At 49.3% G+C, this 15818-nt stretch carries 10 protein-coding genes and 2 pseudogenes; 10 read left to right on the top strand and 2 right to left on the bottom strand.

Annotated features, from left to right (window positions below; genetic code table 11):
- A pseudogene (locus H6F88_RS01485) lies at positions 1 to 117 on the bottom strand (IS6 family transposase); the annotation flags it as partial.
- Positions 118 to 605: 488 nt separating this feature from the next.
- On the opposite strand from H6F88_RS01485, the gene H6F88_RS01480 reads away from it, so the two are divergent.
- From H6F88_RS01480 to H6F88_RS01470, 3 genes are read left to right on the top strand one after another with little or no spacing between them, the layout of a single operon-like run.
- A complete protein-coding gene (locus tag H6F88_RS01480) occupies positions 606 to 758 on the top strand; it encodes a hypothetical protein (protein ID WP_190640981.1) in 153 nt (50 codons plus the stop codon).
- 9 nt (positions 759 to 767) lie between these two features.
- Positions 768 to 1109, top strand: coding sequence for a DUF4212 domain-containing protein (locus H6F88_RS01475; RefSeq protein WP_190640980.1), 342 nt, complete (start codon positions 768 to 770; stop codon positions 1107 to 1109).
- Positions 1110 to 1112: 3 nt separating this feature from the next.
- Positions 1113 to 2792, top strand: coding sequence for a sodium:solute symporter family protein (locus H6F88_RS01470; RefSeq protein ID WP_190640979.1), 1680 nt, complete (start codon positions 1113 to 1115; stop codon positions 2790 to 2792).
- Between the two features lie 672 nt (positions 2793 to 3464).
- Here the strand turns inward: H6F88_RS01470 and H6F88_RS01460 are convergent.
- Positions 3465 to 3632: a hypothetical protein gene (locus tag H6F88_RS01460; protein ID WP_190640983.1), complete on the bottom strand. Its 168-nt coding sequence runs from the start codon at positions 3630 to 3632 to the stop codon at positions 3465 to 3467.
- A gap of 66 nt (positions 3633 to 3698) precedes the next feature.
- Here H6F88_RS01460 and H6F88_RS01455 point away from each other — a divergent pair, with 66 nt between their 5' ends.
- From H6F88_RS01455 to H6F88_RS01425, 7 genes and pseudogenes are all read left to right on the top strand, one after another.
- Positions 3699 to 5684 carry a ScyD/ScyE family protein gene (locus H6F88_RS01455; RefSeq protein ID WP_190640977.1) on the top strand — a complete coding sequence of 662 codons (1986 nt, stop codon included), beginning with the start codon at positions 3699 to 3701 and terminating at the stop codon, positions 5682 to 5684.
- 83 nt (positions 5685 to 5767) lie between these two features.
- Positions 5768 to 6274, top strand: a pseudogene (locus tag H6F88_RS01450) (SRPBCC domain-containing protein); the annotation flags it as partial.
- Between the two features lie 468 nt (positions 6275 to 6742).
- Positions 6743 to 7453, top strand: a complete 711-nt coding sequence (locus H6F88_RS01445; RefSeq protein WP_199333401.1) for an alpha/beta hydrolase — start codon at positions 6743 to 6745, stop codon at positions 7451 to 7453.
- Positions 7454 to 7562: 109 nt separating this feature from the next.
- Positions 7563 to 8675 carry a Gfo/Idh/MocA family oxidoreductase gene (locus H6F88_RS01440; protein ID WP_190640975.1) on the top strand — a complete coding sequence of 371 codons (1113 nt, stop codon included), beginning with the start codon at positions 7563 to 7565 and terminating at the stop codon, positions 8673 to 8675.
- An 83-nt stretch (positions 8676 to 8758) separates the two neighbouring features.
- Complete coding sequence (locus H6F88_RS01435; RefSeq protein ID WP_190640974.1) at positions 8759 to 9109, top strand: DUF1348 family protein; 351 nt, start codon at positions 8759 to 8761, stop codon at positions 9107 to 9109.
- 416 nt (positions 9110 to 9525) lie between these two features.
- Entirely contained in the window at positions 9526 to 12513 is a 2988-nt protein-coding gene (locus H6F88_RS01430) for an S-layer family protein (protein WP_190640973.1), read from the top strand.
- Positions 12514 to 12528: 15 nt separating this feature from the next.
- Positions 12529 to 15162 carry a CHAT domain-containing protein gene (locus H6F88_RS01425; RefSeq protein ID WP_190640972.1) on the top strand — a complete coding sequence of 878 codons (2634 nt, stop codon included), beginning with the start codon at positions 12529 to 12531 and terminating at the stop codon, positions 15160 to 15162.
- Positions 15163 to 15818 lie beyond the last annotated feature (656 nt).

The following is a 15818-nucleotide window of genomic DNA, read 5'->3' as shown; positions in this document are numbered from 1 at the left end:
CTGCATCATCTCCTCTAGGTCTCGGTAGCTGAGGGAATAACGGCAGTACCATCGCACATTCAACAGGATGATTTCGGGCAGAAAGTGCCGCCACTTAAACACAGAAGCAGTAGACATAAGAGGAGGAGAAGGCAAGGTTAGGTCTATTTACCTTACCACTCACCAGTTTTTGCGACATAACCATTTGGTCTAGAGGTAGTTTGATTACACTGATTTTGTTCGCCCGAAGAAGTTCCGAACCCTTCTAGCCGCTCTTAGTGATATATCTGTAGGGCGACAAACTCAGCAGGAGAAATTCCCAGAGTGTTGGATAAGTCGTGTAAGAGCGAAGTCTCTTCATTAAGAGGAGAAAAAGCTATGAAGGCACACTTTGCTGATAACGTAATGAAGTTTTTGAGTGATATAACCTGCATTGCAAACAACTTCTTGGAAAACACAATATGTACGATTTAAATCGGGTCATCTACCTTACTTGCTGCCATTCGTTCCAAGTTTACCTGCAACCGCAAAGCCAGCCGAGACAAAGATATTAATCAGCGATTGATAAGGGAATAAGCAGCAGTTCTTTTCTTTTAGAGAGTTCGAGAGATGCCGAGAGTGGAAGATTGGGAACAAAGAATGAACAGGTTCCTCACACTCTTAAGGAAGCAGGTTCTTCCAATCAACCCATTCTTGCCACCCCCAACACAATTTCCGGCAACACCATCTCAGACAATACTAACGGCATTTTCATCACCTCTGTAAACATTACCTCATAACGTACAGCAATGGGAAATAACCATGATTCCTCTAGTCTTCGTCGTACCTATTGGCGGGCAAATACGGCTTTAATTCGCAATCTCCTGATTGTTTGGGCATTGGTGTCTCTAGTGTTTAGCATTTTGCTGGTGCAGCCACTCAATACCATTCAATTTGGCAGTGTACCTCTAGGATTTTGGATGGCACAGCAAGGATCGATCTATGTGTTTGTTATCCTAATTTTTGTTTACGCTGTGCAGATGGACAGGCTCGATCGCAAATATGGTCATGCCGCTGTGCCCAATCGAGTCTCACGTCGTGCTAGTATTTCTCATCAACCGCTTTCCAACGACTCAGATACGGAGGCTTAAACCATGTCAGTCGAAGCCTGGACTACGGTTTTAGTTATCCTTTCATTCATTCTGTACATCTACATTGGCTGGCGGTCGCGAGTACAAGACACCCAAGGCTTCTTTGTAGCGGATCGGGATATACCATCGATTGCCAATGGGGCTGCCACTGCTGCTGATTGGATGTCTGCTGCTTCGTTTATTTCTATGGCAGGCTTGATTTCCTTCCTGGGATATGACGGCTCGATCTACCTCATGGGCTGGACGGGCGGCTATGTGTTACTGGCGTTGCTGCTGGCTCCTTATCTACGCAAGTTTGGTAAGTACACCGTGCCCGACTTTGTGGGCGATCGCTACTATTCCAATCTGGCTCGAACAGTAGCGGTGATTGCTGCCATTTTTGTCTCGTTTACCTATGTAGCAGGACAAATGCGTGGCGTGGGCATTGTCTTTAGCCGCTTTTTGCAAGTAGATATCAGCACAGGTGTGATTATCGGCATGGTGATTGTGGCGTTTTTTGCCATTCTAGGCGGCATGAAAGGTATTACCTGGACACAGGTGGCACAATACTGTGTGCTGATTGTGGCGTATTTGATTCCAACGATCGCCATCTCTGCATTACTGACAGGAATTTTTGTGCCACAGTTGGGCTTTACCTTTGGGGATATCGTGGGACGGTTAAACGATATTCAAACCGAACTGGGCTTTAGCGAATATACCCAACCCTTCGCCAACAAATCCATGTTGGATGTGTTGTTCATCACGTTGGCGCTGATGGTGGGCACGGCTGGACTGCCACATGTGATCGTTCGGTTTTACACGGTACCAGATGTGCGATCGGCACGTTACTCGGCGGGTTGGGCACTGTTGTTTATCGCCATTTTGTACACCTCTGCACCTGCCTTGGCTAGCTTTGCTCGCTACAACCTGATCAACAGCATTAATAACAATACTGTTGAAGAAATTCGTCAGTTAGATTGGGCAACCAAGTGGGAAAATACCGGACTGCTGGCATTCGATGATAAAAATGCTGATGGACGGATTCAGCTTACGCCCGACGCGACGACCAGCGAAGTCAAAATTGATCCCGATATCATCGTGCTGGCGACACCAGAGGTTGCCAAACTGGCTCCCTGGGTGATTGCGCTGGTGGCAGTAGGTGGGCTAGCAGCAGCATTGTCCACGGCTTCCGGGCTGCTATTGGTGATCTCTAGCTCAATCGCCCACGACGTTTACTACCGCATGATCGATCCTCACGCTTCGGAGTCAAAACGTCTGATGATAGGACGGCTTCTGGTAGGGATTGCAATCGTCCTAGCTGGATACTTAGGTATTAATCCGCCGGGCTTCGTGGCGCAGGTCGTAGCCTTTGCTTTTGGCTTGGCCGCCGCCAGCTTTTTCCCCGTTATCATTTTGGGCATTTTTGACAAGCGTACCAATAAGGAGGGTGCCATTTCCGGTATGATTGTCGGTCTGCTGTTTACTCTCTTTTATATTGTTGGCACCAAGTTCTACGGTATGCCTACCTGGTTCTTTGGTGTTTCTCCCGAAGGCATTGGCACTTTAGGCATGATTGTTAACTTCATCGTGACACTGAGTGTGTCACGCCTCACTCCACCTCCACCTGCCGATATTCAAGCCCTGGTAGAAGATCTGCGTAACCCCACTCACGTTTCCCTAGCGCTAACTGATATTGGTGAATAACAGTTGTATTAGGAGAGCAATTGGCTATCCGAGCACTCCATTTGAGATTGTCACCTGAATCAACGCAGTTAAGGCTAGCGATGTCTGACGGAGGTTGGGATGATATAGGTAAGGTAGTAATCCGCAGTTGCTTCTGGTGTGCAGGATGCAACAGGGAAGGCACCGCGCAGTGTTGAGACGTTCGTAAGCCTATTGCATGAAAGACGGATAGTAACGTGGTGTGTTTTATAACACTAGAGCTTTGAGCAACAGTTGAGGTCAAATTCCTCATTGTTGAATGAATATCAGTTGGAAGGTAGAGGCTTTCTTCTAAGAATACTCCAATCCCTACTTCCAAAGATGGACTTTTGCAATTCTTGCAGCATTCCCAGAGTTTTAACCTGAGAGGTTAATAGAAGGTCGTCGATTTCATAATCGATGAGAGTTAGAAAAATTTGCATTGCTCCGTAACAAATTTGTATTAGGGAGATAAGCACATGAAACTTTGTTATCGCGGTGCTGATTACGAAGTTACTCAGTCTATTCAACTTCAGCAAACCAGAGTTACTTCAGTTACACTTACCTATCGTGGTAAACCATATCCGAGTAATCAGTACCAACTCATGACTCATGGAATTGGAAGCCGGCGCTCTATTACTAACCAATCGCCTCAAATTAGTTCCCGGAGGCCAACTACACCAAACTCTCGATTGATTTATCGCGGTGTTGCTCATACCCTTTAATGCCTACAAAACATTGCCTCAGTCCTCCGAGGCAATCGCGCTTCAACTGAATACTCAAGCGATCGCTCTCACAAAGGGGCGATCGCACTTGCAGGTTTCGGGGTTTAAGTGTTTTCAACGTCAATGAAGTTGAGATTGAATCAGTTTAATTTCGAGCAAATTTATCTGTACTGGAAGTTACATCATGGATATAGCATCGATCGCGATTGCAGAACAAACCTATACTGGCTCTGATGAATCGCACGCGCCACAGATTGAGGTTTTAGCAAATGGTTTGGATGGACCCAGAGGGTTAACCTTTGGTCCAGATGGAGCGCTCTACGTCACTGAAGCAGGACGAGGCGGACCCGGAGCCAGTATTCCATCTCCCAGTATCCCCGATGCAGTTCTGTCATATGGTGCAACGGGTGCGATTACTCGAATTCAAGATGGGGTTGTTGAGAGGGTAGTCACGGGTTTACCATCGCTGGCGTTACCGAACGGTAGTGATGCGGCAGGTATCAATGATATTGAGTTTGATGCTTATGGCAATGCCTACGGCATTGTTGGATTTGCAGGAAATCCAGCACTTCGGGATAGCATTGTTCAAGTTCCCGATTTCAGTCAATTGATTGCGATCGAGAATTTTGATGGTGATGCTTCCTGGACACGGTTGGTAGACCTAGGAGCCTATGAACAAGCCAATAATCCCGATGGGCAGGATGTAAATACTAATCTTTTCGACTTGCTGATTGAAGACAATACGGCATATGTGCTGGATGCAGGTGGAAATGACTTACTCAGCCTTAAAGCCTTTAGCAATGCAGAACCGACCTTAGAGACGCTGTTTCCGACCCGTGCCGCTATTAATCCATCGACAGGTGAAGAAATTGTGCAACAGTCGGTGCCAACCTCTATCACCGTTGGTCCGGATGGTGCCTTTTACGTCGGTGAATTGACCGCGTTTCCCTTTAAGGAAGGAAATGCACGAGTTTACCGTATTGGGGAAGAGGGAGAACCAGAAGTTTATGCGGAAGGGTTCACCAATATCATTGACCTGAAATTTGACCAATCTGGCGGTCTTTATGTTCTGGAGTACGATGCCGATGCCATTTTGAATGGCGGTGAAGCGGGTGCGCTGATTTATGTTTCTCCCGATGGCTCGACTCGCAACACGATCACCGATGAACTGATCAACCCCACTGGCTTAACTCTGGGTTCTAACAGGGATATCTATATCTCAAATAAGGGCTTTGTCCCAGGACAGGGGGAAGTGTTGCGAATTCGCCAAGGAGATCTCCCATTCAGTCCTGATCCGCTGTACGACCAGGTAGAACACTACACAACAACGATTGCTGCCGATGGTGATGCAGCAGATGTTTACTACCCAGTTGTGCCAAATGCAACGGCAGATCAGTTACCGATCGCCTTGATGCTTCAGGGTGGTCTGGTCGATAAAGCTGACTATTCTAACTATGCTGAACAAGTCGCCAGTTATGGATTCGTTGTGGTTGTTCCCAACAATGAACGCACAATCACTGGACCTGATGGACAAGAGATTACTGGACTTCTGGCAGATCAACAACAAGTGCATGATGTCCTCAATCAGATAAGAGTGGAGGATACTAATTCCGACTCACCCATTTTTGAAATCGTGGACACTGAAAAGTTGGGACTGCTAGGACACTCCCTTGGCGGTTATGCAGGACTGGCTGCCATTCAAAACATCAATGATCCAGCGGTTTCTTCTGGTGACTATACTCGACCTCCTGAACTGATGGCAGGTGTTTTCTATGGCACTAACGTTCAGTCTTCGATGAATAGCGGGATATTTCCATCTGTCGATAACCAGGATATTCCAGTTGGCTTAATTGCAGGCACTTTGGATGGCGTCTCTGATTTTGGTGAAGTGGCATCAACCTATGTGAAGCTTCAAGACCCACCAAAGGCATTGATCATTGTTGACGGTGCCAATCACTACGGCATTACCAATGAAGATGATGTTGTCCGTGATCCCAACCGTCCTACGCTGGATCAGGCAACCGCTAACGATACAATTGGTCGTTGGAGTGGACTATTTTTGCGATCGCACTTACTGGGCGATCAGGGAGCGTTTGATTACATTTACAACACAGGTGGCGACCTTGATCCAAATGTGAGTGTAGTTAGTCAAAATTCATCAGGTTTTTAGCGTCTGACCACGTCCTTGCTCATCTGTTGGACTCGCTTGAAAACTGGTTGACCTTCCGTTGACACCCGAATCCACCCGAACGAGTTTGGCAAGTGTTGACCGACCGCCGTGCCCTTGCTGCCTGGATGATGGAGAATGACTTTGAGCCAAGGCTAGGACACAAGTTTCAGTTTTACAGCCGTCCCTCACCGGGCTTAAAGACAACGATTCAATGCGAGGTTGTGGAACTGGAAGAACCGACCCGTTTAGTCTACACCTGGCAGGAGTTTTCCACTGCTGAACCATCTCTCGTTATCTGGACGCTCAACACTGTTCCAGGTGGAACCCAGCTGCGTCTGAAGCATTATCAAAACAGCTATGAAATCGCTGTAGCGACCATAGACCGACAGCTCCAGGGTCAACGATCGACCAGTTCCGCAGGATTAGACATTTCACTCTGTTATCCAACACTACAGAATAAAACTCATTCCAATCCTTCGGGTACATCGACAGCATTAGAGCTGCTTCAATTTCAGCCGTTTACCTGGGATTATTTTCTGAATCAAACCCTGCCGCAGGTGTTGAAGCAGGACGAACCGGCTTGTTGCTAACGAAAGTGGAGGTTTACGATCGCTAAATCCATCTTCACAAAACGATTGCGTTGTCGTCGCCCTTAAAGTAGAACTGGCTGGAATATCTAACGGTCAAGCGTTCTCCGACCCTTATCGCTTTACCTGCGTCTGGCTACAGTGACAGAACCGCTGGGAAATAGTTGTAGGTCATGTGAGCCAAATCATTCCTTCTGAAGGCGAAACTGATAAACGGGCTGCACTTTCCAACTCACGCACCGATTATTTATTACCAAACTGTTAACTCCACAGAGAGAAACCCACATCATGATTGGTTATTTATTGCAGAATTTCGGTCATTTAGTGTGATACGTGGCAGATAGCATGGAATTTAAATTACTTAAATTTGCGGCTATCTCTTGCAAACGAGGTCTGGGCAGTGAGCCATATCTGGGTTTGAATCAAGCTACCTCCCACTCACTGGGGAAATTATTGAATGGAGACACAAAGATGGTGGAGATCCTGTTCGTGCACGGTGCACTTGTCCGTGACGGTAACTGGTGGTGGCGGCAGGTTGCCCAGCGGATTCATGAGCAAACCGGCTCGGCGAGTCGGTCGGTCGAGTTGCCGTCCTGCGGAGAGGGTGCTTCACCCGGAACCGCTGGCTGGCTTGAAGACACCCAAGCGCTCCGCGATGCGCTCGATAACGTAGACGAGGCTGTCATCGTCGGGCACTCCTACGGCGGCACGGTCATTGCAGAGGGCGCCGACCACCCTGCTACTCACCACCTGGTGTACATCACCTCGTACCTGCCGGACGTGGGGCAGTCGCAGGCTGACATCATGAGCGGCGAGCAAGACCCGGTCAAAATTGCGCCAGGCGACGACGGCACAGTCCGCCTCGCTGGTTACACCGTCTCGTCATTCGGCGATCGCTTCTTGCAGGACGTGACAGACGAGGAGATCCGAGCCGAAGCGTGGAACCGTGTCACCCCACAATCGGTAGGTGCCTTTGGGACGCCGACGACTCAAGCGGCGTGGCGGGGTAGACCCTCGACGTACCTCGTCTGCACGGAGGACCGCAGCACCTCCCTCGCCCTGCAGCGCTTCCACGCCAGCCGGGCCACCCGCTCGATCGACCTTGCCACTGGTCACCACCCGTTTCTGTCGCGCCCCGACCTCGTGTCCGAAGAGCTCATCCGAGTGCTACGCACCGATTAACGGCACAGCGACAATCGGCAAGCAGGCGACCCGCGCCTTTGGGTTGTGGCGCAAGGCTAGACAAAAATTTCTGCATCTTGGATGAATCAGCCAATTAAGGAACATCGCAATGACAGACAAGATTGGCGTTGGTATTATTGGCGCAAATCCTAATCGAGGTTGGGCAAAATCTGCTCACATTCCAGCTCTCTCCGCTCTACCACAGTATGAGATTCGAGCAATCAGCACCAGTCAGCAAGAAACCGCGATCGCGGCTAGTAAACAATTCAACGTATCTCTCGCATTTGATAATCATGTTGAACTGGTGACACACCCAGAAGTAGATTTAGTCGTTGTTGCGGTTAAGGTGGCGTATCATCATGAACTAGTAACTGCTGCGATCGCAGCCGGAAAACATATCTACTGTGAATGGCCGTTAGGTAACGGATTAGCTGAGGCGATCGAACTAGCTGATTTAGCTCGACGCAAAAATATTTGCACTGCGATCGGGCTTCAGGGTCGAGCCGCACCAGCGGTTAACCAGATTCGCGATTTGATTGCTCAAGGCTATGTCGGTACTGTCGTCTCCACTAGCCTGATTGTCTCTGACAAGTACCCTAGCGATGTCATTGATAGCGCCAACGTCTACATGCTTGACTCGCAGAATGGAGCCAATTTGCTCACGGTTCACACTGGACATTATGCAGATGTTGTAACGTATTGTCTGGGCGAATTTCGTGAGTTAAATGCAACGCTAGCAACGCAAAGAACTCAAGTCAAGATTGTTGACACAGGTGAGAGCATTCCTGCAACGGCTCCCGACCAAATCGCTGTGAATGGCACTTTGCATAGCGGAGCGATCGCTTCTCTGCATATTCGGGGCGGGCGATCGCGCGGCACTAATTTGCTTTGGGAGATCAACGGCACTGAAGGCGATTTGCTAGTGACAGGAGATACTGGTCATACCTATATGCTGGATGTGGTCCTACAGGGCGCACAGGGACAAGAGAAGGCACTGTCACTCATTCCTGTACCAAACAAATATCGCTGGGTTCCACCTGAAACTCCAAAAGGCTCTGCATTCAACGTCGCGCAGGTCTACGCTCGACTGGCTCAAGATATTCTCCAAGGCACAAAGACCTGTGCAGGTTTTGATGAAGCAGTCGTTCGTCATCAGATGCTAAATGCAATTCAAATTGCCGCAAACAGTGGCACAAAACAAGCTTACAAAGTTGATTTCTAGTCTTCTCCAAAGCACCTACAGAAGGGAGAGTTAGTCATGTCTAAAGAGGTACGAATTAGGAGCAACATTCCACGGAGGGTGATATGAAGATGACCGACAAAGAAATCGTCGTCGATGCGTACGATGCTTACAACACCAGGGATATCGACCGTCTTCTCGGGTATCTCAGCGAGGACATCAATTGGCCCGATGGCGACAAGCGGCTCCATGGACGAGAAGCCGTCAAGAACTATTGGCTGAACCAGTGGACCCAGACCCAGACGCACGACACGCCGACCGACGTCACCGTCCTGCCTGACGGACGGGTCAACGTCCGCCTCGACCAAGTCATCCACAGGATCGACGGCAGTGAGCTCTCCCGCAGCTCGTTCGAGTACCTGTTTGAGCTGCGCGACGGACTGATCGTCCGAATGGACATCACCAAGGAGCTGTAGCGGAAGGGCAGGTTGGTCGGAACGTTTGCGGCCGGGCGTTTCTATCACAAGAATCTTTAAAGATGAATGATGTAGATCATTCATCCTGTTCTTATGCAGCAACTCCAAAGATCGCTTCGATAAATTTCACTTGAGACACACTGTCCCCTTGTTTGACTCCTTGAAAGCAGCTAGAGTAATTCGGAACTTGTTCGGGCGAAGGGTCTGAGGCTGCCTACGCCAGTTCGCTTTATGGTTGCGGTCGATCGCTGAGTGCTGTTCAATCAAGCGTAATCAAGGGGCATTTTATTCATCTTCTCCTTTTCGATGTCAGTTTTGATGAATACTGTGTTTTTGCGTGAGGAAGAGTCAATGCAATGACAACTATGGTTGTATTTCGCGTTTGTTTGCCCTGAATAGGACTTGCTGCAATCGACATGACTATTCTTGAGAAGGTAATCTTGATGCGCTGCTTGAGTTGGAAAGCCGCGCTTGTAAACGGCATCGTCCTCAGTGCGATTGTGCTGGGATGGACGGCTGCAGCAGTAGCACAACGCCGTCCGATCGCAGACGACACGTTAGGTGGTGAAAACTCTAGTGTTGTTCCTGGCTCAGATCCGGCAAGCGATCGCATTGAGGGAGGAGCGCAACGTGACAATAACCTGTTTCATAGTTTTCGAGAATTTTATGTCGATGAAGGACGCAGCGTCTACTTTACTGATCCAGGTGTAGACAACATTTTCAGTCGCGTTACCGGAAGGACTGCATCTGAAATTTTAGGTGTAGTGGGGGTGCTAGGGGATGCAAACCTGTTCCTGATTAATCCCATTGGTATTATTTTTGGTCCTGATGCTCGCTTAGATGTGCGCGGTTCCTTTGTGGCAACGACTGCCGATGCTATTGGGTTTGGTGAGCAAGGCTTCTTTAGTGCCGCCGAACCCATGGCTCCCCTGTTGCTAACGGTGCAACCTTCGGCGTTTCTGTTCAATCAACTTAATCCTGGGCCGATCGCCAATAATTCACGTACTTCAGCCGCAAGCAACCCATCCGGCATACCTGAATTTGGGCTACGAGTGCCAGTGGGAGAGAGTTTGACGCTGCTGGGGGGCAACGTCAGCATGGACGGCGGGTTGGTGGCGTTGGGAGGACGAGTCGAGATAGGGGGCTTAAGTCAACCGGGAACTGTCACACTTGATGCCAATGGTCGTTTGGGATTCCCCACTGGAGTTGCGCGATCGAGTGTGTTGCTCACCAACGGGTCGCGCATCAATGTGGTAGGAAATGGCGGCAGTATCGCGGTGAATGCTGGAGCCTTAGAGATTCTAGACAGTGCTTTGTCAGCGGGCATTGGTATCAACTCTGGTTTTATGGGTGCTCAGGGCGGAGACATCACACTTAACGCCAATGCCATTCGCATTCGCGGTGAAGATGCCGCTATTGCTAATTCTGTTCGTACTGGTAGCATCGGCAACGCGGGCAACGTGATTATTGAAGCTCGCGATCGCGTCTCCTTGGACAACAGTTCTATCTTTAGCAGCGTTGGTGCTATCAGTGCCAATAGAGTTGCTGTAGGCGACGGTGGCGATATTCGCATCACTACTGGCTCCCTTTTCTTGATTAATGATGCTCAACTGGTTGCCAACACCCTCGCACAAGGCAACGCTGGGAACGTGATTATTGAAGCTCGCGATCGCGTCTCCTTGGATGGCGCTCAACTGCTTGCCAGTACTGGTGGACAAGGCAATGCAGGGAACATCTTCATCAATGCTCGCGATCGCGTTACTTTAGACAACGGGGCTAATATTTTCAGTGCTGTCGGCTCTGTCAGCTCCGATGTCGTTGCCGAGGGTAGCGGTGGTCGTATCCGCATCACGACAGGCTCCTTTTCACTCACCAACAATTCCAATCTGGTAGCACTCACCTTAGGACGGGGCGATGCGGGCAGCGTAATTATCAATGCTCGCGATCGCGTTGCTATAGACAGTAGTGCAATCTTTAGTAGCGTTGGTGCTATTAACTCAGATGCGGTTGCTGTAGGCGGCGGTGGCGATATTCGCATCACTGCAGGCTCCCTCTCCCTGACTAATGGTGCTCAACTGGTTGCCGACACCCGTGGACAAGGCAATGCGGGCGACATCATTCTCAACGCTCGCGGTCAGATCGCTCTAGAGGGAGTGAATCGCCAGGAAGCTGTCAGTGTAATCACTAGTTCTTCAGAGGCAGGTGCCCAAGGACGCGGCGGCGATATCCGCATTGCGGCAGATTCGGTTCGTCTAGCTGATGGCGGCGGCATCTTTTCCTCAACTCGCAATCGCTTTCCAGGCGGAAGCATTACCCTTAATGCTAATACGTTTGAGGCAACCGGAGGTTCACAGGTGAATACCTCAAGCAATAACCGGGGACGAGCAGGCAATATCATCCTCAACGTGTCTGATCGCATTACGCTTTCTGGCTTGACAAACAACAGACCAATCAGTCTCCAAGGATCTGCTAGCGGCTTGTATGCCAGTACTGCACCAGGTTCTTCAGCTCCAGGTGGCACGATTCAAATCACGACCGACCAGTTGCAGGTACTGGATCAAGCCAGGATTGCAGTAGACAGTCAGGGCAGCGGGATTGGAGGGAATGTTGACCTCGCTGCCAACACCGTGCAGTTAGACAATCAAGCTCGCATTACGGCTGAAACGGTTGCGGACGATGGCGGCAACATTAGACTGCGTGACGTCGAGCTATTGCAGCTCAACAACAATAGCCTCATTACCACCACTGCGGGAACCGAGCGGGCGGGCGGCAACGGCGGCAACATCGACATCGACGCCGATTTCATTGTGGCTCTGCCCAACGCTCGAAGCGACATTCGTGCCAATGCGTTCACAGGCACGGGCGGCACGGTCAACATCACGACCAAAGGCCTTTTTGGCATTGCAGCTCAGGCGCAAGACAATCCCCTCACTAGCGACATTACGGCGAGTTCAGAACTGGGAGTGCAGGGAACGGTGGATATCACCCCCCCTAGCGTTGACCCCAGACGGGGCTTAACTGAACTGCCCGTTGCAGTTGTGGATGCGTCTGACCAGATTACTCAAACTTGTCCTGGTGTAGGAGGAAGGGGAGAGACGGGTGAGTTTGTTGTGACCGGACGAGGAGGATTGCCGACTGCTCCGATCGATTCGCTCCTTGGGGAAGAATCACTCATGGGTTGGTCTACGTTAGATGAGCGAGAAGCAGCGGTTGCTCCGCAGTTCCCCGAAGGGGTAATCGCTTCACCTCATCAAGAAACTGCCTATCAAGAAACTAATGGAGCAGCAGCGATCGTAGAAGCACAGGAGTGGATTGTCGCTGAAGATGGGACAGTGAGATTGATTGCAGTAACTCCTACTAGTGCTGCTCAAACGCCTGTAATGTGTCAATCACCCGAAAACTGATTCACCCAAAAACTGATGATCAGGAAACGCCTGCGATCGCCTCTCACGTTTTGCCTGCTGCTCATCTGGAGTGCATGGCTGTGTGTCGTAACATCCCCCAGTTTTGCTACCCTTCCCGCCTTGCATGCCCTGACTCAGGAAGTCAGTCAAGCTGAGCGACAAACCCTAGAACAACAGGCAAAGACGTTTTATGATGCCGGACGTTTCACCGAAGCAATAGCCATCTTGCAGCAGGCAATTCAGGCTTATCAGCAGCAAGGGGATACCGTACGACAGGCGATCGCCCTGAGCAATTTAGCGCTAACCTATCACCAACTGGGAAACTGGACGCAAGCAAATCAGGCGATCGCCAACAGCCTCAATCTGCTTGACCAGGCAAACGATTCTGCCGCTCGCCGCTTAGCCGCAGCGCAAGCACTCGATATCCAAGGACGATTACAGTTTGCTCAAGGTCAAGCAGAACAAGCACTTGCCACGTGGCAGCAAGCCGCTCAAGACTACGAACAGCTTAACGACCGCGATCGCCTGATTCGCAACCAAATTGAGCAAAGTCGCGCACTACAAACCCTGGGATTTTACCAGCGGGCAATCATGCTGCTCACCGAGTTAGAGCAAACCTTACAGGCTCAACCAAACTCTCTCACCAAAGTTTCAGAACTTCGGAGTTTGGGCGAGGCACTACGCCTGGTAGGAAGCCTCGATCAGTCGCAGCAACGGTTGCAGGACAGTTTGGCGATCGCACAACAGCTATCTGTCAATTCGTCAACGGCTGAGGTGGCTGAGGCGATCGCCTTGATACAGCTCAGTCTGGGCAATACAGCGCGCAGTCAACAGGATCATGCGGCAGCCCTAAATTGGTATCAGCAGGCGGCAACTGGTACAAATTCAGCAACCGTGCAGCTACAAGCCAACTTAAATCGCTTTAGCCTGCTTATTGAGACAGCACAAACGTCAGACGCGCAATCGCTGCTGCCTCAAATTCAACACCAGCTTGAAGATTTGCCGCCCAATCGAACAACAGTTTATGCCCAAATTAATTTAGCTCAAAGTTTAGCAATCTCATCCTCCACTGACGCAGCAACACTGCTGTCTACAGCGGCACAGCAGAGTGAACAATTGGGCGATCGCCGCACTCAGTCCTATGCACTCGGACTGTTAGGAGGACTCTATGAAAAAACGCAACAGTGGTCATCTGCAACTGATCTAACCCGTCAAGCGCTGCAATTAGCACTCTCCACAAACGCAACCGATGTCACTTATTTGTGGCAGTGGCAACTTGGACGCATTCTCAAAGCTCAAGCCGAACAAGGAATTGATCCAGCTAATAACAGAGTGGAAGCGATCGCCCTTTATGAAGAAGCACTGAAAACCTTGCAATCTTTGCGATTAGATTTGGCTTCAATGAATCCAGATCAACAGTTTTCGTTTCGCGAAAGCGTTGAACCTACCTATCGACAACTCATCGAATTACTATTACAGCCAGCAGGCACTATAAACCAAGAAAATTTAATAAAAGCCAGGAGAACACTGGAATCTCTGCAAACCGTTGAGCTACAAAACTTCTTTCGAGAAGCCTGTTTAGACGTACCGATCGCCATCGATCGCATCGTTGAACAAACCAGTGCGCTATCTGCTGATCAAACCAATACACGAGCAGCCATCATCTACCCGATTATTCTACCTGATAGCCTCGAAGTCATTCTGAAGTTACCGAACCAACCTAACTTAATTCACTACTCGACAATGGTGGGTCAAGCAGAGGTAGAAAAAACCTTGACTGATCTTCGCCATCAAATCACTCAGCCCGAAACTCAAATCTCTGTTAGAAGGCTGTCTCAACAGGTTTATGACTGGTTAATCCGTCCTGCAGAAGCAGAGTTGAGCAACAACCAGGTCAGCACACTAGTATTCGTGCTGGACGGATTCCTAAAAAACATTCCAATGGCGGCTCTACATGATGGCGAACGCTATTTAGTGGAAACCTATGCTGTTGCTCTAACACCAGGACTGGAACTGCCTGATCCGCAACCGTTAGAGCGTCAACAAATGCGGTTGCTGTTTGCTGGATTAAGCAGTGCGATCGAAAATTTTAGTCCTCTCACCGCAGTCGAACAGGAAAAAGACGGCATTCTCGCCAAAATTCCAAGAGCCGTTATCTTATTAAATCAAGAGTTTACCGCTGAGGCATTACAGACTCAAATTGAGCAAGCTCCATTTCAAATTATTCATCTAGCAACGCATGGTGAATTCAGTTCCGATCGCAATAAAACATTCATTCGTGCACTCGATCGCCGCATTGATATTGATGAATTAAACCGCATCTTGAAAACGAGACAAGCCCAACCCGGTCCGATCGAACTTCTGACATTAAGTGCCTGCCAAACGGCCGAAGGCGATGAGCGAGCCGCTTTGGGATTAGCAGGAGTAGCAGTTCGAGCCGGAGCGCGCAGCACCCTTGCCTCGTTATGGAGTATTGATGATCAGTCCAGTGCCTTTTTAATGATTGAGTTTTATCGTCAGCTAGTAGACAATCCCTCTCTCTCTAAGTCCCAAGCCCTGCGTCAAGCCCAACTCACACTCATCAACCATCCAAACTATAGTCAGCCCTCCTACTGGGCACCTTACGTGTTGCTAGGAAATTGGCTCTAATTCTCTAGGACACTAAATTTTCAATTTTAGATAGAAACTGTTCTCTTTATATTGGGCTATGTCGCAAAAACTAATTAGTGGTAAGGTCAGTTCAGCTTGGATATGCCTGATTTCTCTGCGATGTCTATTCCTACTCCCTTTAAGGGGTGACATCATCCGCCCGAAATTATCTTGCTCAATGTCCGGTGGTACTGCCGATATTCCTTGAGCCAAAACTTGTGGCTTTATTGTCCGAGGAGAACTTTAAACTTACTTACAAAGGATGACGAAACTACTCGTCAATGCGTATTATTAAGTTGATTTAGTTCTTATAAACGGGGCTTCGAACACTTCCCCTCACTCTTTCTGACTGCTATTTGCTGAAATTCTTACCCGTAGAATCTACTGCAGTAGGTGAGTGTGATAGTGGCGATGCTTTGATCAGAATTAACCTCAAACTGAGATTCACCAATTGGAGAACTTTTTCCTATGCCTCATGCTCAAACTATTGAAGCATCTTCTGACTCGACACTCTCGAAGCTACTAAGTAAGTGGCTGCGGTACTGATGCTCCTATAGATGTCAAGTTTTTTGTATTCTAAGGATGAATCACTTCAGGGCGTTCAGGAACCGGAAACGTGTTACGAACAATGTGATAAATCTCCCGCGCCACATAGC

It is taken from the genome of Oculatella sp. FACHB-28, from assembly GCF_014696015.1.
GTDB lineage: Bacteria > Cyanobacteriota > Cyanobacteriia > Elainellales > Elainellaceae > JAAUTN01.
Note: the sequence above shows the minus strand (reverse complement) of the source record. Positions and strands in the feature narration are given on the sequence as shown.

Excerpts from the sequence above, each read along its gene's own strand:
- H6F88_RS01445 (WP_199333401.1), top strand. The coding sequence starts at position 6,743 with ATGGTGGAGATCCTGTTCGTGCACGGTGCACTTGTCCGTGACGGTAAC.
- H6F88_RS01475 (WP_190640980.1), top strand. The coding sequence starts at position 768 with ATGGGAAATAACCATGATTCCTCTAGTCTTCGTCGTACCTATTGGCGG.
- H6F88_RS01425 (WP_190640972.1), top strand. The coding sequence starts at position 12,529 with ATGATCAGGAAACGCCTGCGATCGCCTCTCACGTTTTGCCTGCTGCTC.
- H6F88_RS01440 (WP_190640975.1), top strand. The coding sequence starts at position 7,563 with ATGACAGACAAGATTGGCGTTGGTATTATTGGCGCAAATCCTAATCGA.
- H6F88_RS01430 (WP_190640973.1), top strand. The coding sequence starts at position 9,526 with ATGACTATTCTTGAGAAGGTAATCTTGATGCGCTGCTTGAGTTGGAAA.
- H6F88_RS01470 (WP_190640979.1), top strand. The coding sequence starts at position 1,113 with ATGTCAGTCGAAGCCTGGACTACGGTTTTAGTTATCCTTTCATTCATT.
- H6F88_RS01455 (WP_190640977.1), top strand. The coding sequence starts at position 3,699 with ATGGATATAGCATCGATCGCGATTGCAGAACAAACCTATACTGGCTCT.
- H6F88_RS01435 (WP_190640974.1), top strand. The coding sequence starts at position 8,759 with ATGAAGATGACCGACAAAGAAATCGTCGTCGATGCGTACGATGCTTAC.